The 18,850-nt window shown below is 44.0% G+C and carries 16 protein-coding genes; 12 read left to right on the top strand and 4 right to left on the bottom strand.

Going from position 1 to position 18,850, the window contains the following annotated elements; translation table 11 throughout:
- Positions 1-55: 55 nt before the first annotated feature.
- Positions 56-1,249, bottom strand: a complete 1,194-nt coding sequence (locus tag MKY75_RS17960) for a glycoside hydrolase family 5 protein (protein WP_340886150.1) — start codon at positions 1,247-1,249, stop codon at positions 56-58.
- 378 nt (positions 1,250-1,627) lie between these two features.
- On the opposite strand from MKY75_RS17960, the gene MKY75_RS17955 reads away from it, so the two are divergent.
- The 11 genes from MKY75_RS17955 to MKY75_RS17905 all read left to right on the top strand — a co-directional run bounded on the left by MKY75_RS17955 (position 1,628) and on the right by MKY75_RS17905 (position 12,548).
- Entirely contained in the window at positions 1,628-2,650 is a 1,023-nt protein-coding gene (locus MKY75_RS17955; RefSeq protein ID WP_039272991.1) for a substrate-binding domain-containing protein, read from the top strand.
- Positions 2,651-2,735: 85 nt separating this feature from the next.
- Positions 2,736-2,933 (top strand): hypothetical protein, encoded by a 198-nt coding sequence (locus tag MKY75_RS17950; RefSeq protein ID WP_340886148.1) that lies wholly within the window; start codon positions 2,736-2,738, stop codon positions 2,931-2,933.
- Between the two features lie 51 nt (positions 2,934-2,984).
- Positions 2,985-4,223 carry a PTS ascorbate transporter subunit IIC gene (locus MKY75_RS17945; RefSeq protein ID WP_230585126.1) on the top strand — a complete coding sequence of 413 codons (1,239 nt, stop codon included), beginning with the start codon at positions 2,985-2,987 and terminating at the stop codon, positions 4,221-4,223.
- Positions 4,224-4,298: 75 nt separating this feature from the next.
- Complete coding sequence (locus MKY75_RS17940) at positions 4,299-4,640, top strand: cupin domain-containing protein (protein ID WP_165149587.1); 342 nt, start codon at positions 4,299-4,301, stop codon at positions 4,638-4,640.
- A 118-nt stretch (positions 4,641-4,758) separates the two neighbouring features.
- Positions 4,759-5,202, top strand: a complete 444-nt coding sequence (locus MKY75_RS17935; RefSeq protein ID WP_029515623.1) for a HEAT repeat domain-containing protein — start codon at positions 4,759-4,761, stop codon at positions 5,200-5,202.
- 168 nt (positions 5,203-5,370) lie between these two features.
- Positions 5,371-6,363 carry a Gfo/Idh/MocA family protein gene (locus MKY75_RS17930; protein WP_069012522.1) on the top strand — a complete coding sequence of 331 codons (993 nt, stop codon included), beginning with the start codon at positions 5,371-5,373 and terminating at the stop codon, positions 6,361-6,363.
- A gap of 297 nt (positions 6,364-6,660) precedes the next feature.
- Complete coding sequence (locus MKY75_RS17925) at positions 6,661-8,421, top strand: cache domain-containing sensor histidine kinase (protein ID WP_340886147.1); 1,761 nt, start codon at positions 6,661-6,663, stop codon at positions 8,419-8,421.
- A gap of 2 nt (positions 8,422-8,423) precedes the next feature.
- Positions 8,424-9,224: a response regulator transcription factor gene (locus MKY75_RS17920; protein WP_029515620.1), complete on the top strand. Its 801-nt coding sequence runs from the start codon at positions 8,424-8,426 to the stop codon at positions 9,222-9,224.
- 135 nt (positions 9,225-9,359) lie between these two features.
- Positions 9,360-10,703 carry an extracellular solute-binding protein gene (locus tag MKY75_RS17915; protein ID WP_029515619.1) on the top strand — a complete coding sequence of 448 codons (1,344 nt, stop codon included), beginning with the start codon at positions 9,360-9,362 and terminating at the stop codon, positions 10,701-10,703.
- A gap of 26 nt (positions 10,704-10,729) precedes the next feature.
- Complete coding sequence (locus tag MKY75_RS17910; protein ID WP_029515618.1) at positions 10,730-11,611, top strand: carbohydrate ABC transporter permease; 882 nt, start codon at positions 10,730-10,732, stop codon at positions 11,609-11,611.
- A gap of 55 nt (positions 11,612-11,666) precedes the next feature.
- On the top strand, positions 11,667-12,548 hold the full coding sequence (locus MKY75_RS17905; protein WP_069012544.1) for a carbohydrate ABC transporter permease: 882 nt from the start codon (positions 11,667-11,669) through the stop codon (positions 12,546-12,548).
- Positions 12,549-13,007: 459 nt separating this feature from the next.
- Here the strand turns inward: MKY75_RS17905 and MKY75_RS17900 are convergent, their stop codons facing one another.
- The 3 genes from MKY75_RS17900 to MKY75_RS17890 form a co-directional block, all read right to left on the bottom strand.
- Positions 13,008-13,310, bottom strand: a complete 303-nt coding sequence (locus MKY75_RS17900; protein ID WP_340886145.1) for a hypothetical protein — start codon at positions 13,308-13,310, stop codon at positions 13,008-13,010.
- 482 nt (positions 13,311-13,792) lie between these two features.
- On the bottom strand, positions 13,793-14,176 hold the full coding sequence (cdiI, locus tag MKY75_RS17895; RefSeq protein WP_340886143.1) for a ribonuclease toxin immunity protein CdiI: 384 nt from the start codon (positions 14,174-14,176) through the stop codon (positions 13,793-13,795).
- 12 nt (positions 14,177-14,188) lie between these two features.
- Entirely contained in the window at positions 14,189-17,464 is a 3,276-nt protein-coding gene (locus MKY75_RS17890) for a contractile injection system protein, VgrG/Pvc8 family (protein ID WP_340886140.1), read from the bottom strand.
- A gap of 376 nt (positions 17,465-17,840) precedes the next feature.
- Between MKY75_RS17890 and MKY75_RS17885 the strand changes: the two genes are divergently transcribed.
- A complete protein-coding gene (locus tag MKY75_RS17885) occupies positions 17,841-18,803 on the top strand; it encodes a helix-turn-helix transcriptional regulator (protein WP_340886138.1) in 963 nt (320 codons plus the stop codon).
- Positions 18,804-18,850: the final 47 nt, after the last annotated feature.

The raw sequence follows: 18,850 nt of genomic DNA, 5'->3' as shown, positions 1-18,850 counted from the left end.
CTGGCCTGAAGGAGGAAAATCGGCTTTTTTAATTAAGTGAAGTGAAGGCCTGTGCCTATTCGGCTGCTGCTTCCGCTTGCTGGGCTACGGAAACAACAGGCTTCATAATTCGACCCAGCATATCTTGCTTCGGACGATTCCAGGTAGTCCAGTCATCCAGCAGCAGACCGCCTGTGTCGCCGCTATTCGGATTCAGGGACCAGTACGTAAAGTACAGGTTGTTGGCACCAATATAGTCAACAAGCGCATTTTGCCATTTCCCCTCAGGGGAGGACAAATCAACATTACGGCCGCCGAATTCACCAACCAGCACCGGTGCTATGTTTTGTTTGCTGATGTAGCCCCAGGTTTGATCCCAGATCGCTGGCAGGTTGGACGGGAAGGCCGGGTCGTTGAACCATGGCTGCGAAGACACACCAGGGCCGTAATCATGTGGAGAATATACGACACGGTTCGGTACGTCCAGAACGACAGGATAGTTGGCTACACCTGTCAGGTTGCCACCCCACCAGTATTGGCTATTGTTGCCTTGTACATTGTGGTCTACACCTTCTACGAGAATCAGCCAATTTGGATTCACGGATAGAATCGCATTCCCTGCACGTTGTGCCGCCAGACGCCAATCTGTGGAGGCATTGCCTGTACCCCAGCTTGCTTGACCGTGTGGCTCATTGTGTAAATCCGCACCAATGACGGTAGGGTTATTTTTATAACGATCAGCCAACATTTCCCAGTCACTAATCCAGCGAGACTCAGGGTACTGGGATGTGTACCACAGCTCGGATTGCCCACCTGAGCCTGGACGGTGACGGTCAAGGATAATCTGAATACCGCGTTGTCCAGCTTTTTCGATCAGCTTGTCCATAATTTGAATCGGGTTTAATCCGACCAGATCAGGGTTTTTGTGATAATCAATACTGTCTGGACGGGAACTGGAATCGAACAACTGATTGCTGTAAGGCAGACGAATCAGATTGTAGCCTTCTTTCTTCACCTGATCCAGCATGTCGTCCATTGAGCGGCTCCACAGTCCATGCAAGGTGTAATTAGGAGTTTCCAGACCGAACCAGTTCAGGCCGTTAAATGCCGCTTCTTTCCCGGATTCGTCTACAATCTTGTTTCCTTGGGTGTGATAATATCCTTTCACACTGGCTGCATCTGCAGAAACGGGTGTATAGCCATACAGTGTGAAGCCCATTACGAGGGAGGCAATGACGAAAAATGTTTTTTTTAATCCTTTTTTCTTCATAATTCTGCTTCCTCCTTTATTTAAAAGAATTTGTAACCGATTACATTTTCATTTTATGTTCAAATCTTCCATCAAACAAGTTCATAAAATTCGTATATTTCTAAGATTTCGTTCGAAATCAATAGATTTATAACAACGGATTATCAAGCTAAGTAGGAAAGTTCCTCTTGTAAAAGATTCGTGAAGGAGTTTCCACCCCGTATTTTTGGCCGCGCTTGTATATGAGGTAGAGGCACGCTCTAACTCTTCATTTATTATATTTTCCTGCTGTAAAAGAAGGTATATAATAAAGTGAAATTCACTTTACATACAGGTTGCAGAATATATATATTTGAAAATTAACATGCCTGACATGCAGAAAAAGAAAGGAGGGTAATTATGGTAACAACGATGAAGGAAGTTGCAGAACGTGCCGGGGTGTCGAAGAGTACAGTTTCGCAGTTTCTGCAAAAGAGATACAACTATATGAGTGAAAACACCAAGAAGAAGATCGAGCAAGCGATTGAGGATCTCAGTTATATACCCAATGAGGTGGCACGTAGTCTCAAGCAGAAGAAGACCTTCATTGTGGGGGTTATTTCTTCAACCATTTTATCGAGATTTACAACAGAAGTCGTGCGTGCCATTGAAGATGAATGCCAACTGGAAAATGTCCAGGTCATTGTCTGCAATACCGATGATGATTCGCTAAAAGAGAAAAAGTATGTCCAGTCGATGATTGCTCGGCAAGTGGATGGACTTATCATTTTCCCGACGGAAGAGAACAAGAAATTATATGTTTCCCTTGTCAAAAATGGCTATCCCTTCGTGTTTGTGGACCGAAAAATCGATGAACTCAGCGTAGATACGGTGCTACTGAATAATGAAAAGGCCAGCGAGCTTGCGGTTGAAGCACTCATTGAGCATGGTCATAACAACATTGGGATTATCACGTTCCCCTTAGGCAAAAAAGCGATCACCACACGAAGTGAGCGACTGTCAGGTTACCGAAATACGCTGGGTAAACATGACATACCCGTGAATGAAAACTATATCAAAAGCGGCAGGTTGGATGAAATGCCTAATCTGATTGGACAACTATTTCACATGGAGAATCCGCCCACTGCAATTATTGCTACGAATGACATGATTTTGGAGCAGGTGCTGATTTATGCAAAAAATAATCATCTGACCATACCTAATGACTTTTCCTTGATTGGCATAGATGATGTATCCTTTGCGTCTTTTTATAATCCGCCGATCACAACCGTTTCCCAGCCGAGTTTTGAAATGGGGAAAAGAAGTGCCAGGCTACTGCTGGAGAAAATTGATCAAAAAGAACAGGATCATGAGGAGCTGTCAGAAATCATCCGTATGAATCCGGTCATCAACCACAGAGAATCGGTCCTAAAGCTGAACTGAATGTTTGAATAAGTCCTTTTCATCTTTTTGAAAACGTTTTTATGAATTCTATTGTAAAAAGAAAATAAAGAGCTATAATGATCTTATGATTCGAGTCATGAATACCCTTTCATTTATGGTTGTCCTGAATTTAGTGATGATGGTGATTGAAGAGGGGGGAGGAATAGAGCTCAAACGAATAATGCATGGAGTAATTTGTGATTTAATTCACAAAAAAATGATTCTTCTTCTTTTTACATTCCCGGAAGGGAAATTTTTTTCGAGTATTACTAAATCGATTTAGTAAGAATGGAAAATAAATAAAAGAAAGTCGGAGATCACTATGGAAATGTTTATGAGCATTATCAGGGAGCCATCCATCATTATCGCGATTGTGACATTACTCGGCCTTATATTTCAGAGGAAGAAAGTATCAGAAATCATTACGGGAACTACCCTTTCTTTCATGGGTTTCACCATGATCAAGGTCGGCGGCGGCATTTTAGGAGGCGTTCTCACTAACTTCAGCCAAATTTTTTCTTATGCGTTCAACCTTAAAGGTGTCGTACCCAGCAATGAAGCCATTATGGCACTGACCATTGATCAGATCGGGGCGGATGCTGCGCTCATTCTGCTCTTTTCCATGATCCTTAACATCGTGCTTGCACGTCTGACCAAGTTCAAGTACATTTATTTGTCTCTTCACTTGATTTTGTTTATGAGCTTTGCCGCTACAGCCGTTATGAAAGGTCTAGGTCTCAGTTCGCTGACTACGATCATCGTCGGTTCTTTGGTCATTGGGAGCTATATGGCGGTGTTTCCTTACCTACTCCGAAATGCCAGCAAAAACATTATTAAATCGGATGATTATACGATTGCTCACGCTTCCATGACCTCTTACATTCTGGGCACCTATTTAGGGAAAGTGTTCGGCAACCGTGAAAATGACACCGAAAATGTAAAAATCAATGACCGCATCAGTTTTTTGCGCGACCCCAATGTTGCAACGACCTTGACGATGCTTGTGCTTTTACTGGTATCTGGACTGGTTGCTGGTTCTGACTATGTCAGCAAATTATCGGATGGCAAAGAATACATCGTCTTCATCCTCGAACAGTCAGCTATTTTCGCAGCCGGCTTGTATATCGCAAAAGCGGGTGTTAAGCTGTTCACAACTGAAATTGTACCCGCTTTCAAAGGCTTCTCCCAAGTGTTCGCACCTGGAGCAATCCCTGGTGTGGATGTTCTGGTACTGTTCGACAAATCACCCAATTCCGCGTTGGTAGGCTTCTTGGTCAGCTTCTTCACAGGCGTTGCCTGCGTCTTTCTTTTCCCGTTTGTCGGATTGCCTGTCATTGTGCCAGGGATCATGGCCTGCTTCCTCGCTGGTGGTGCAGCCGCGATATTCGGCAATTCCAGCGGTGGTTTTAGAGGAGCTGTTATTTCCAGTTGTCTTAATGGATTCTTGCTCTGTCTGCTACCAGCTCTCACTTTGCCGCTCTTTTCTTTTTTGGGTGCCGAAGGGGTGACGTTCGCCGATCCCGACTTTACCACCCTTTCTGGAGTACTTTGGCTTATTTTCCGCTGGTTTTAAACTAAATCGATTTATGAATTTTTCAAAAAATAACTTATCTAAATCATTTGTGCTTAAAAAGAGGAGGAATGATCCATGTTTTTTAATGACCAAGATATTCAAATTGATATCGTTGACAGTAATACCACCCGGAAAGTGCTAGCCCACAGCGACCAGCTTATGTATGTCAAAGTGATGTTTGCTAAAGCACAAATAGGGGAAATCCTGTTGCATAAGCATGTCCATGAACAAGTCACCTATGTAGTGAAGGGAAGTTTTAAGTTCATGATTGATGATGGCGAAACCAAGGAAGTCCAGACCGTCAAAGAAGGAGACAGCATCCATTTTCCATCCGATACTCTTCATGGCTGTATCCCACTGGAGGATGGCGGCATTCTGCTAGATGCATTTACACCCGCACGTGCAGATTTCCTGTAACGTCCGATCATTTCATTTTTATCTTTTTTAGAAGAAGACCGGCAAGTATGTTATATTTAACAAACGGCAATCGTGATGAACAGTAATATAGTGATTTTTAGAAAAGGATGAGACAATTTTGGAAAACAACGAAACTCAGCAGGAATTTGCAGAAGTATATGAGCAGCTTAAAGTAGCTGCAAACCGAACCTCCGATTGGAAAACACGCCTAGCTGCGGTAAATGATCTGGGTGCATGGAAGAACCAGCAGACGATTGACTTGCTGACACATCGTTTGAATCATGATACGGTATATGCCGTTCAGGAAGCCGCTTACCGCAGACTTCAGGAATGGGGCGAGAATGTACAGCCGCCTGTGCGCAAAGAGGGTGAGCTTGTTAAGGGCCTGACGAAGATTCTGGTGCGGATTAAAAAAAGCTTGCCAGCCGACCATACCTACAACGATTTTCGCGAGAAGCTGCACAAGATGAGAGTCGATATTTATGACATCTATGAAGGCGACAAGGGCGCTGAATTTGACCAGTGGCTGGAGCAAAAATGGGCTTCATTATCCACAAGGTAATTTCTGAATCCTGTAATTGTATGTATTTTAAGGATGGTTGCAGGTGATACAGACAGAGCCTTAACAAGGATAAGGGATTATCTTTGTTAAGGTTTTTTTGTATATATACTTCGGCAATAGGGTACGATGGGATCGGATTATTTTAGTGTGTACATGGGAGGGACTAACATGAGCAAGGCGAAGCTGTGTTTTATCGGGGCTGGCTTTCACGCTTCAACGAATATATATCCTGCTGTTATTGGGGCAGGTGCTGAAATTCAGGCGATTGCGACTAGAGATTTAAGCAGATCGAAGACAGCACTTCAGCGGTTTGGAAGTAGTGGCACACCTTATGACAATTACAAGGCTATGCTGGAGCAGGAAGACTGTGATGGAGTTGTCGTGATAGCACAAGCGGCAGATCATCCTTCGCTCGTACTAGACTGCATTAAGGCTGGAAAACATGTCTTTGTAGACAAGCCACTGGGTTGGAATGCCGAGGAAGCGGCCCAAATTGCAGATGCGGCAGAAGCAGCAGGCGTTGTGCTGATGGTCGGTTTCATGAAGCGCTACGCACCTGTATACATAAAGTTAAAAGAATGGATTGAGGGTGGCTCGCTTGGAGCCGCACGCTCATTTCAGGCAAAATTTCTCGTGGACAGTACCCAGTTTTGTAAAACTGGCGAAGACTTCATGAAGCTGGCGGCGGTTCATATGGTCGACCTGGTACGTTATTTGTTCGGGGAAGTGGTACAGGTTACCGGATTTGCGAACGATAACGGTGAGTGTATTTCCCATACGATTGCCTTGAAATTTGAAAATGGTGTAGTGGGCAGCCTATACTTCGCAGGTATGACAGCATGGACACGCGAGAGTGAAGGTATTACGGTAACCTTTGACCACGGTTTTGCGAACGCGGATGAGGTGAATACACTGATCATTCACAAGTCGGAGAGTCATACAGAGCTTCCTTGGAAATCCCTTGCGGAAAATGATACGGTTCTGACACCATCAGCTTCCGCGATGTCGGGCGGATACCGTGATTTGTACTTGCGCGGTTTTGTCGGTGAAATCGCACATTTCATAAACTGCTGCCAAGAAGGACGTACGCCTGATTCAAGTGGACGGGACAACGTGAAAACGATGGAGCTGTGCGACCGCATTTTGGCTGCGCTCCAATAGGATACCTATTTTATATACAAGCTTCGGAGCCTGGACGGTACCTTAGTTTGGGTGATTTTAAAGAAGCTTCGGTTTAACTGGTCAGTAGATGGCTCCTGCATGTGTCGGGAGTCATTTTTTTTAATAAGTATCGTTATTACGTGTTATTGTCGAACATAATGATTCCAGAGATTGCTGTCCATTTTGATATAATCTCTGCTGAAAATATGCCAACAAAGGAGAATGATGCGCTAGAATAGAAAATAGAAAGCGTTCTCATTATCTACTTTTCTGCGATGGCTCAGGGGGAGATGGCATATGCGTTTAAGGTACCAACCATTAAACACATTACGTAATCAGATTTTTATCGGATTTATACTGGTGATGCTTATTATGATGAGTGTAGCGGGGGCGTTCATTTATCTCAATGTGTCTCACCTGTTAAAAGACAGTGCCGAGCGACATATTGGTCAAACTGCGGTACAAGCAAGCGGTAGGCTGGATGCATTAATCGGCCAGATGGACAGTTTGACGGAGCAGGTCGCTAATCACCCGTCTGTTCAGCATATTTTGCTGGAGGAGCGCAACGGGGGCAAGGTGAATTTTGGACAGCGTCAATCCCTACTGCAAGTGATGCATAGCTATCAGGCATATATGCCGAGTGTCGGCTCACTGGAACTGTATACTGCTGAAGGGAAGATGTTGTTTCCGATTAGAGAGGGCAGTCTGGAGGAACGTATTGGACAGGCAGACATCCGTGAGGCGAATCAGATGAAAGGAAGACTGGTCTGGATCGGGATTGATCCCGAAGATTCCCGGTCACTGCTGGCAATTCGGCAGGTAAGCCTGGTGGATCGCTGGTTCTCACGTGGAGGGTACCTGATTACCCGTATGGAGCGAAGTTATTTTGGACTGAATGGTGCGTCAGCAGTCAATGAAGAAGCGGATGAAACCATGCTGCTTGTAGATCGTCAAGGCCAGCTGCTGTCGGGTGAACCAATGAACCAGACGGATTTGTCAGGTGTACTGCACAGCAAGACACAGACGGTTCATATTGGGGAGCGGGAATATGTGAAGGCGGTTCAGCAGTCGGAGCGGACGGGCTGGTCGCTGCTGATCCTGATTCCGGTTAGCGTCGTCACAGACGGAATTACGGTTTTACGGACTACACTTATCATTTCCGCGTCTCTTGGTGCCGTGCTTTTCCTGTTTATGTCCTTTATGTTGTCTACGTTGATTACAAGACCGATAGGTCACTTGATTCAGGCGATGCGTCGTTCACGGGAAGGGGCGTTGGCTCTGAATCCAGAACCGGCAGCAGCGGTCGAGCTGCGAGAATTGAACGCAGAGTACAATACGATGATTGTCGATATCAATGAATTGATCCATGTCATTTACGAAAAGGAGGTTTTACAAAGCCAGACCGAGCTTAAAGCTCTGCAGGCGCAGATCAATCCGCATTTCCTTTTTAATACGCTGGATGCTTTCAACTGGTCGCTACAGGAGAAGGGAGAGGAGGAGCTTGCCGGGCTGATGGTGTCCATGTCGCGGCTGTTTCGTTATGTTATCGAACCGGCTCACCATGACTCTTGGGTGACCCTCGGGGAAGAAATGGCGCAAATCCGTCGTTATCTGGAACTGATGGAGATGCGTCTGGGTGAACGTCTGAGCTGGCAAATTCATATGCCTTCAGAGGCAGCCAGAATTCCGCTTCCTAAACTGCTGATCCAGCCTATTCTAGAGAATGCTATTTTGCATGGTGTGGAAAATCGCATCGGCAACGGCCGTGTTGAAATCAGTGTCACTCCTTCGACCAGACCGGGGTGGACCAGGATCGCGGTCATAGATAACGGACCTGGAATGACAATGGAAGAACTTGCAGCTGTGCGTACAGCGTTGATGGGGGGAGCAGCCTGCGAGAGCAAGGGAACCGGTATGGGACTGGTTAATGTGCAGCGCAGGCTCGCTCTCTATTATGACAGCGCATCTTATCCAACGGACGGTGTGCTGATACATAGTGCTGAGCAGGAAGGAACGGTGGTCGCTTTTGAAATTCCTGATGAATATGGAGGGCGGTAGCAATGAGTGTTTCATCCAAAACCATTGTCATTGTAGACGATGAACAGCGAACACGTCAGGGGATACACCAGACACTGGAGCAATGGGCAGCCGGGAAATATCGGATTGTGACATTCGGTAATGGTTTGGAAGCACTAAATATACTGCGTGCAGAGACGGTTCATCTGTTGATTACGGATGTCCGGTTGCCGGAATTCAGTGGGCTGGATTTAATCCGCTCTCTGGAACGGGATTCACGACGACCAGCGACCATTGTCATCTCAGGGTATGCGGAGTTTGATTATGTCCAGCAGGCTCTTCGTCTGGGAGCCGTCAATTATTTGCTCAAACCGATTGATAAACAAGAGCTGCTGAATGCGGTCAATGAAGCGCTTCGGCTTGAAGAGGAGCGGCAGCGATACGAGAAGCTGGACAAGCTGGCTGACCCTGTTCTGCTAGAGCTTGATCTCCAGGCGGCTACCCTTAGTGATCCGGTACGACGTGCCTTCACCTATATGGCGGAGCATCTTCACGAATCCATTACGATGGCGCAGACTGCCGCGCATTCACACCTGAATGCGAGCTATTTTAGTGTTTTATTCAAGGAGCAAAGTGGTTTGTCCTTCAGCGAATATCTGCATCGGCTGCGGATGCAACGGGCCAAGGAGCTACTGCTGCATACCCAATTGACGATTGCCCAAATCGGCGAACGATCAGGCTACCGAACAGATAAATATTTTATTAAAGTATTCAAAGCGACCGAGGGGATAAGTCCCAGCCGCTACAGGCAGCAGATGCGTACAGGGCCGGAGAATATCGACTGACAGTAGGCAGATCAAACCCAATAAAAGTGGAATTATACCCAATGAGCGTACCCTGTTGAAAGCAGGAATAGAGTGCTAAACTTACAGATGATAACGGTTACAAAAAATATAAATACAACAAACGGAGGTCTAACGATGTCCAACGAGTATGGTTTACGTAAGCGCTCACATCAAAAATGGTTTGCTGGGTTGACCCTGCTGCTGTCATTCATGCTGGTGCTATCCGGTTGCGGTGCTGGTAAGGATGGTCAAGGCGGTTCCAGTGGAGACGGGGGAAAGGTTACACTCAAAATGATGCACCTCTGGCCAGAGGGAAGCTCGGCACAGCAGAGCAAGCTAGTGACTCAGATTATAGATCAATACCAAAAGGATCATCCGAATGTCGTCATTCAGCAGGAAGTGCTGGAAAATGAACAATATAAAAACAAACTCAAAGTGCTGTCAGCTTCCAATGAATTGCCGGATATCGGCATCACCTGGGCAGCAGGCTTTATGGAGCCTTACGTTAAAGGTGGATTATTTACGCCGATGGATGACCTGCTGCAAGGTTCCAAGCTGAAGGACAAATTCGTACCGGGAACGACCGAAGCTTATGCGCTGAATGGCAAAACGTATGCGCTTCCGATTGAATTGAATATTACACCTATTTATTACAACAAAGCCATATTCCAAAAATACAACTTGAAGGTACCTACGACTTTTGACGAATTTAAGCAGGTTGTGAAAACACTTACGGATCATGGAGTAGCACCGATTGCATTAGGCAATAAGGACCGCTGGACCGGCTCGCTCTGGTATATGTATTTGGCGGACCGTATAGCAGGTAACGAAACGCTGAAAAAAGCGATTGACGGCTCAGGATCGTTCGATGACCCTGGTTTAATTCAGGCGGCCTCCGAAGTTCAGACGCTTGTGGATATGAATGCATTTAACAAAGGATTTAACGGCTTGTCCAATGATGAGGGAAAATCCGAATTTATGAACAACAAGGCAGCTATGTATTTGATGGCTACTTGGGAATTGCCGAATTTTACGACCAATCCCGCAATCCCGCAAGCATTTAAAGATCAAATTGGCTTCTTTAAATTCCCGATGGTTGCAGGCGGCAAGGGCAACGAGAACAGTTGGGTAGGAGGTCCGGGAGTAGGTTTGTTTGTTTCTGAGAATTCCAAGGTGAAAGAAGAGGCCAAAGCGTTCGTTGAATACTTCGTAGTCAAATGGGGAGAGCAATCGGTCACACAGGCGGGCGTTATTCCGGCGACGAAAGTGGACACCTCCAAAGAAAAATTGCCCAAGCTGTATGTCGATTTGCTGAACGGACTGAATCAAGCCAGCAGTATTACGTTGTTCGCCGATGTACAGATGAAGCCGAATGCAGCACAGGTACATTTGAATATGATTCAGGCGTTGTTTGGTAAAGCGGTGACACCGCAACAATTTGCCGACCAGCATAAGGCTGCCATCGAGAAAGGAAATTGAAATTGACCACCTAAGGAGGTCCAACCGTGGAAAAGGTCATGTCCAATAAGCTTGTCATTGCTCTCTATGTATTGCCTTCTCTGCTGCTGTTATTAGCCGTAATATATGTACCCATCGTACTGACCGGCTATTACGGCCTGAATCAGTGGAATGGAATCGGTTCTATGACTTTTGTGGGGCTGGACAATTATCAACATTTGCTCACAGACAGTGCATTCTGGCAAAGTGCCTGGCATTCGCTGCTGCTGGCCTTGTTTTCAGGCATCAGTCTGATCGGTTATCTGGTCATTGCGATGATTTTGTCAGGAAAAATCAAGGGAGCGAATCTGCTGCGGAAAATTTATCTGATTCCCATGCTGTTGTCATCTGTAGCGATCGCACAGCTGTGGCTCAAAATGTATCATCCAACAAACGGAGTGTTCAATTCCATACTGGCGTCGGTCGGAGTTCACAACCCGCCTGAATGGTTAGCTAATCCGTCCTTGGTGCTGTTTGCTTTGTTCATCCCGATTATTTGGCAATATGCAGGCTTTTATATCCTGATCTATTATGCCGGGCTGAAAAACATTCCCGAAACGCTGATGGAGGCTGCCCGGATTGACGGGGCCAGTGCCTGGCAGATTGCGACTCGTATCAAATTGCCCCTGTTGCGCGAGGTGATTAACGTTACGATCATATTGTCCATTGTCGGCTCGCTCAAATATTTTGACCTCATCTACGTCATGACGGATGGTGGGCCGAATGGAGCCAGTGAAGTGATGGCTTCGTACATGTACCACCAGGCATTCCGCAGCTTTGATTTTGGATACGGTAGCGCTACAGCCTTTGCCCTGTTGCTCATCTGTCTGATCGCTACGTGGCTGATCCGCAAGGTTACGGCTACTAGTGACACCATCCAGTATTCATAATACGGTCATGCAAATAGATGAGGGTAACAAAGGACAGGAAGAGGGAGGAACGGATATGAAAACCCAGGCAGCCGCCAACTATCCGCTTGGAGTCGGTACCCGCGGCAAAATGTTAACTCGGGTCGGTTATGCCGCTTTGTATATCATTTTAATCATCTTGGCGGTGACGCAGCTTTTACCGCTGGTGTGGCTGATGCTTTTCTCACTTAAAAATAATCAGGAAGTGTTTAACCTTCCGCCGTTTGCACTCCCGTCCCAGCCACATTGGGAGAACTATATGAATGTGTGGACCAGCGGCAATATCGGGCGGTATTTCTTCAATAGTGTGTGGATTACGGTCATATCCGTGGCGTTAACGGTGCTGCTCGCCAGCTTTGTAACGTTTGCCATTACGCGTATGCGGTGGAAAGGAAGCCAGCTGGTTCTCGGGCTCTTTATGGTCGGACTGATGATTCCAGTCCATTCCACCTTGATTCCGTTGTTCAGTATGTTTCTCAAACTGCATTTAACAGACACTTCACTCTCTATCATCCTGTCGTATGTTGCTTTTAATCTGCCGACAACGATGATGATCTTGCTGGGATTCTATTACGCCCTGCCCCGTGAAGTGGAAGAAGCGGCTGTTATGGACGGTTGCTCCGTCAACCGAATGTTCTTCCGGATTGTGCTGCCCATGACCACCCCCGTCATGGCAACGACGTCTATTATTAACATGATCTATAACTGGAATGAGTTTATTTTCGTGAATACGTTTATTAGTTCGGACGAAAACAAAACACTGACCGTCGGCGTTCAAAACTTTATTGGACAATATACGACCGACTGGGGAGCTATCGGAGCAACGCTGATGATCAGCATTTTGCCCATTTTGCTCGTGTTCCTCATCATGAGTGACCGGATTGTGGAAGGGATCGCAGCCGGGTCGGTTAAGGGGTAAAATAAATTCCCCTGGTTAGAAGAGCACCCCCTAGTGTAGACATGGGAACAAACTTTTTAGTTTGTCCGATGAATGCTAGGGGGGCTTTTTTGCGTGAGTTTTGTTTAAATAGGGAGGGGTCTAAAGCAATGTTTTTTGTATAAAATTGAATTCAGACTATTTGCTTGAAGAACAAGGAGTTCACTAAATAAAATTTTTTAAGGTGGTTAGTCTTTACTATATTCATTCTGACGGGGATTATCTGTTTAAAAGTAAAGGTGCTGTAGAAAAAGAAGGGCAATTATGGATGGTTTTCTTCTTAATTGACCTATTCTATGTAACAGCTTTCTACTGTTCAAGTGACAATAATTTTGCGGTCGTATGCGTAAAAATACGAAGTGATAGTTGAAGTAGGTATTATATAGTGAAATTTGTTAAGGATTAATTATTGATGTAATTGGTATTGTGAGCTTTAGCTGGTTAATCCATGTAGCTCTCAGCGGTGTGAATATGTCTTATTAAATCTAAGTCTGGATATCTCTTATCTAAAGAATATAATACATCAATATACTTTTTACTCTGTAAATTATACGCCACTTCTTCAAAAACCTCACTTAAATATGAAATCTCTGTTTTATTGCATATCTGCAAGAAATTTAAAGTTGTGTTTTCATCTTCACTCAGTAAATTAATTAATTCATCCCATTTTTGTTCTATTCTTGGATCGTTATCATCAAGTAATGCCCGTGCCCCCAAGATTGCTCTAACTTTTTCTTCAAACATTAAATATCCTCCTTAAAATTATGGTTGTAGCATTTTATCAGGGAAAGTTTCTATCTCTCTATACGTTTAGATAACTTCAACCCTAACTCTATTGGAATAAGTTTTTTATATTATACTCCAGCAAATATGCACTTAGCAGTAAAGTCTAATGCGGATGCTGTTCTGATTGTTGCAGAGCTATTCAAATCCTTGCACTATAGTGGTTGGCCTACATCGCTTGGATGTTGCAGTATTATCCTTCTACTCTCCCTATTGGGGCGATGTACTCTACAGTTGTGAAGGATTTTGAAAAACTATGAGAAAAACGAAGATAAAAAAACAGGTCAATCATGGTGGTATCTGACCATAGTCGACCTGTTCAATGTAATGCTATTGTGTTATTTGGGGTATAAAGTGTACGTACTATCAAAATGGAGAAATCTTTATACATATGGTATTATACAATATAAATACTGATAGTTAATTCTTGTAAAATTTATTTATTAATTTTCCTGCTCTACATTTAGATTACTTCTCATTTCTTTAAGATACTTTTCGATTTCTTGTTCATCTTGCGGATTTTTTTCGATGTATCTCTTTGCTGCTAATTTAAAATAATAATATAGATTTTCATAAGCAATAATTATCGAATCATCTCCGTATTCGATTTCAATACCATTGAACTCTTCATGATATAAACTTTTATCACTTTCATCAAGATCACTCCAAAAGGTAAAACCGCCGAAATCTGTCCCAAAACCTACTTCCCTACTTAAATACTTCATTGCATCTTTAAATGAATTTGATAAGTAGCAAAAATTCATCAGCCCTTCCAATGGCAAGTGTTCAATACTAATCAAATCTTCAGAATTTAAAATATTTTTCATTTTTCATTCCTCCTAAGGTGTGGTTGGGAATAACGATGTTATTCTTCCATCTTCATAATATCCGACCCATGATACTCCTTTTGAATCTACTCCCATCCAAACACGAGGTAAAGTTCCTGACGTCTCCTTTGTTAAAGCATTGTTCGCAGCTTCGATACCTCTCTCAATATATTTTTTATCAGATATAACATTAGGATCATAAATAGTTTTCTTTAGCACCTTCTTGTTATAAGTACCAATCGGTTGTCTTGTTTTAGGATCTAATTCAGGCATGCTATACTCTACTTGTTTAACTCCCCTTACTTCATTACCATTCACGTCATAAACGTTATACTCGTTTACTACTTTTACATCATTTTTATAAAACTCCTCACTATTGTGTGCACCAACGATTCCTTTTTTGTTTGGGTGCTCTTTTCCGTTTTTATCCACAAACTCTCTATGTTTTATATGAGTCTCCAACTCGGGAGTTGCTGTTATTGATGATTTAACAATTTCTTTTTCCTTTTTTAAATATTCTTTTATATTTGAAGCTTTTCTTGTATTTGTACTCTTGGCTACATTATATATGACCTTCTTTTGAATTTGATTATTTTTTTCTCTAGCTGCCTTGGAGGCAGTCTCCCGTAATGTTTTCCTTGCCTGTTGATCCTGTTGTTTATATTGGTTTTTCGTTGTTAACCTTTCATTTGGCTGTGGCTTGTAGCCTTTGGTTTCAAGAGTTTGGTTAATTTTTTGGGAAGCTACGTTTTCTGTAGCTTCTATTTGTTGTCTCGCTAATAATTCCTGGACTCTTACTTTTGCACTTACTCCAGAAGAAATATTAAAGAACCCTTTCCCTCTACCCAGTTTTGAGAGTATCCCCTTCAATTCTTTAGTATTGTCCATACCCCCTCGACCACCAACCATAAGAGGGTTTTCTATGGAAATAGCATAGAACATCCACTTTTTTTCTTCTTCGGTTATACCTTGCTTCCTAGTTTGCATGAAGAAATCATCATCTTCGGGATAATTATGTTTCCATTCACTATAGTATTGGACATCGGGTTTACCGTCACGAGTACGTACAACACCATCTTCTCCTCGATAACTCCCCGGTTTAAGTTTGGGCCTACGGTCTTCGGTATATATGTTCCTTCGATAATCCTGCCAGATCTTTTTGTAGTCTTCTTCTGTAAGCTCTGGTGGCGCAGCTTCTTTTTTCGCTTTAAGGGCTTTAGCTCTAGCTTCTTTTTCTGCTTTAAGAGCAGCTTCAGCCCTAGCTTTTTCTTGTTCTTTATATTCCCTCAGCATTCTATCTTTAACACTTTTAGGTACCTGTTGATAGGCATGAACCATGGTTTTCGATGTTGTCAGCAAGTTTTGGATCAGCTCTAATCGGCTGCCGGAATGTACTATTTGACGTGCGCTTGTGTACACTTTCCCCAGAATCCATTTGCTATAGTAGGCATGTCTCGCTTGCTCATGTTCATACTGAGTAATTAACCCTTGTAATGCTAGACCAGCCAAGTGTTTCAACGGATGAATGCCGTTCCCCTTACTGCCTCCAACGGTAGGGGTTCCTTTGCTCCGAACAGGGATCGCTGCGGTTGCTTTCAGAATCACACCTCCTGCAGGTCCACTTAGCGCTCCTGCAACAACGCCAGCCACTTTTCCCATCACTGGAATGGAGCCTAATAGCTTGGACACCGTACCCATCAATGCATTCGCCTGTTTAAGTTCTGCTGGACTTGTGACTTTTGCTTTAGGGGTAGAGGCTTGGCTGCTAGATGAATCCTTAGCTGCTGACTGGGCTGCTTCATAGGCTTTGATGCTCATGAGTGGCGGCTCAGGCACAGGAGGGAGGTCGGCCACGAAAACAGGAGCTTTCACCGTACCTTCCTGATATATCACCGGAGCCTTGGTATCCGTCTCACCATCCAGAACCATGCTACTGGCTCCGCCTTTTAAATACAGTGCCATTCCAGCTTCAAGTGAAAGCTCCTTCCCAGCATCGAGCTTCACATGACCACCCTGAATCTGCACATTTCCCGGACTGTCGATGGTAATGCCGTTACCTTCATGAAGTGTAATGGAAAATTCACCGGAGGTGGATAGAGTCAGCTCATGCTCAGACATTTCTACGCTGCTACCTTGCACATGTTGCCATACCTTCACATTCGGCTGTCCATTGGTGTGGCGTTGTTGTCGCAGCGAATCCGTTACATAGGCATCCTGTTCGCGGTGTGTTGGCAGATACAATTCCACCAGTTCTCCTACTTCAGGCATATCGTACCAGCCGCTATGTTCTTCGGCAACATAACGGGTGGCTACCGGAAACCAGCACGCTTTGGCAGGATCTTGCTTCGGATCAATTTCCAGTTGAAGCTGTACAAAATCCTGTTGTACCTTCAGCACCGTTCCTGTCAGCGAAATCCCGGTGGTCTGATCGTTTTCATACCGGGCATAGCGAATATTCTGTTCAGCTTGAAGGTCATAACGAGTACGCAGTAAGCCATCTGCTAAGGTTGTCACGGCTCGAACCACGACCAGTTCTTTGCCTTGTCCAATAGGTAACGTGATGAGGTCGCCTAGTGCATAGTATTGAAGGCTTTCAATCATATAGGTGACATACGAGCCAGCACGTTCTCCCGGCTTTTCCGCATTCAACTCATGAAACGTTTTCCGTACTCGATAAAATACATCTCGCTCCACCTTATGCTGCTTGCCTTCTGGCATCCCGAAGAAAACCTTGGGCGAGGCTGCGGTTACCTCTGGCACAAGTACGGAACCAAAGCGAGAAGCGAGGCGTTTTAAAAACGCCCAATCCGTCTCATCATATTGTAAAACAAATGTCTCCAGTTTGGCATAGTTGCTTACCGTATCAATGGCATCTCCGTACTGATATTTTCGAACCAGCGCAGTGACCAGATCATCATAGGTGCGGTGAATATCTTGATAGGAGCGCCTTTTACATTTAATATCCATCTGGTATGAATGGGAAGCGGCCTCCAGTTCAAACGTATACACGCCTCGTACACAGTGTACGGACATACGTGTAACAATCCCATGGTACAATCTTCTCAGCGATTGTACCTGATCATTCAACTGACGAATCACAATAGGCTCTTGCTCCATATTTTGATCAATACAAGCTGCTCCCTGTTCCTCGGAGAGCAACCCACTGATATGTAAATAGGCATGATCGTTAATGGTACGTGTTATTTGAAGCTGATTGATGTGTAGTGGCTGAAAGGGACCATAAAAGCGTAGGCTTTCATATCCGATCCCATCTGATAATACGCTCAAGTGAGTTCATGACTCCTTTCTAGATGCGATGGGTATTTCCAAGTAAAGCACATCAACTTAAATCACCTTGATTATCGAGCAGCAGATGAGTACAACTGTGAGTCAAGATAGATATGTAATGTATTACGGTGGTCGTTTGGATTAAGAAAAGAGAGGTGATATTTAATAAACAACCCAGCATATGTATTTATCGGTTAAAAGAGAGAATTAGTTTACAGAATGACCCATTCATTATGGTATTTACTATGTGTAAATCTGGAATTGGAAGATATGAGAGGGACGTATAAAATGGAAAAAAGCATATAATAGGTGGTAAGAAGAGTACAAAGAGTTATTTATAAAGATTGAGTTTTAATGAGAGAGGAGGGTTCATGTTATGCCAAAAAACGATAATATGCTGGCCATTCTATGGATGTTGAATTCGGGTGTAAAAATGACCGCAAAACAAATATCCGAAAAGTTAGAAATAAATATAAGGACAGTTTATCGGTATATTGATGCTTTATGCGCCAGTGGAGTGCCTATAATATCCGACACGGGCCATAATGGCGGGTATAGCTTGCTGAATAATTTTATTAGAGCACCTTTACTATTTGATATGGAGGAGAAAAAGGCACTCCTTCATGCTGCTGTTTTTGCAAAAGAAGCTGGATACCCTTTGAGTGAGGCATTAAGCAGTGCGACATCAAAATTGAAAATGTATTCGAATCAGGAGCAGGAAAGTATACTTAGCCGTCATTTAGCCGGATTTGAAGTGATAAATCGCATGGGAGAACCTTCTCTTCAGCCGATATTGGCAGAATTGGAGCAGGCTGTAGCCAATGAATTCTCTGTAGAAATGGATTATCGCACAAGCCATGAAGAACAACCCAAGAATAGGGTGATAGACCCCTATGGAATGGTTTACTGGAACAGTAAATGGTATACTGTTGCTTTTTGTCACCTACGGAATGAGATCCGTAGCTTTCGGGCAGATCGGATTTTACAAATCAAGCGTACTCCAATCCTATTTAAGCGTCCTGAGGCTTTTTTGGCTCGTGAATTTTTTATGCAAAATCTGTTGCCTGATTTAGTAGGCAAAGACGGTTTAATTTCTTTAATGATCGAAGGCAGGTCGGAGGCATTGGATGACTTATGTCTGCATTGGTTTTTGGGGCATCATCTGAAAGAGCGCACATCCAATCAAGCCATCTTTTTGCTTGAGGAAAAATCACTTCATACCTATGTCCCTTATTTGCTCCTAACCTACGGGAAATCTATTCAAGTCATCGAACCACAGAGTTTGAAGAAAAAGCTTGTCGCTGTTGCGTCGGAGTTAATGGAATATTATCAGCGCTAAAAGCTTCACTGACAGCAGATGTCAGTGAAGCTTTTTTATAATGAGGA

The organism is Paenibacillus sp. FSL L8-0663, from assembly GCF_038008125.1.
Lineage (GTDB): Bacteria > Bacillota > Bacilli > Paenibacillales > Paenibacillaceae > Paenibacillus > Paenibacillus polymyxa_D.
This window is presented reverse-complemented; position numbering and strand designations above follow the sequence as displayed.

Bases quoted from the DNA above. Each gene is read 5' to 3' on its own strand.
- MKY75_RS17960 (WP_340886150.1), bottom strand. From the start codon at position 1,249: ATGAAGAAAAAAGGATTAAAAAAAACATTTTTCGTCATTGCCTCCCTC.
- MKY75_RS17955 (WP_039272991.1), top strand. From the start codon at position 1,628: ATGGTAACAACGATGAAGGAAGTTGCAGAACGTGCCGGGGTGTCGAAG.
- MKY75_RS17950 (WP_340886148.1), top strand. From the start codon at position 2,736: ATGATTCGAGTCATGAATACCCTTTCATTTATGGTTGTCCTGAATTTA.
- MKY75_RS17945 (WP_230585126.1), top strand. From the start codon at position 2,985: ATGAGCATTATCAGGGAGCCATCCATCATTATCGCGATTGTGACATTA.
- MKY75_RS17940 (WP_165149587.1), top strand. From the start codon at position 4,299: ATGTTTTTTAATGACCAAGATATTCAAATTGATATCGTTGACAGTAAT.
- MKY75_RS17930 (WP_069012522.1), top strand. From the start codon at position 5,371: ATGAGCAAGGCGAAGCTGTGTTTTATCGGGGCTGGCTTTCACGCTTCA.
- MKY75_RS17925 (WP_340886147.1), top strand. From the start codon at position 6,661: ATGCGTTTAAGGTACCAACCATTAAACACATTACGTAATCAGATTTTT.
- MKY75_RS17920 (WP_029515620.1), top strand. From the start codon at position 8,424: ATGAGTGTTTCATCCAAAACCATTGTCATTGTAGACGATGAACAGCGA.
- MKY75_RS17915 (WP_029515619.1), top strand. From the start codon at position 9,360: ATGTCCAACGAGTATGGTTTACGTAAGCGCTCACATCAAAAATGGTTT.
- MKY75_RS17905 (WP_069012544.1), top strand. From the start codon at position 11,667: ATGAAAACCCAGGCAGCCGCCAACTATCCGCTTGGAGTCGGTACCCGC.
- MKY75_RS17900 (WP_340886145.1), bottom strand. From the start codon at position 13,310: ATGTTTGAAGAAAAAGTTAGAGCAATCTTGGGGGCACGGGCATTACTT.
- cdiI (WP_340886143.1), bottom strand. From the start codon at position 14,176: ATGAAAAATATTTTAAATTCTGAAGATTTGATTAGTATTGAACACTTG.
- MKY75_RS17885 (WP_340886138.1), top strand. From the start codon at position 17,841: ATGCCAAAAAACGATAATATGCTGGCCATTCTATGGATGTTGAATTCG.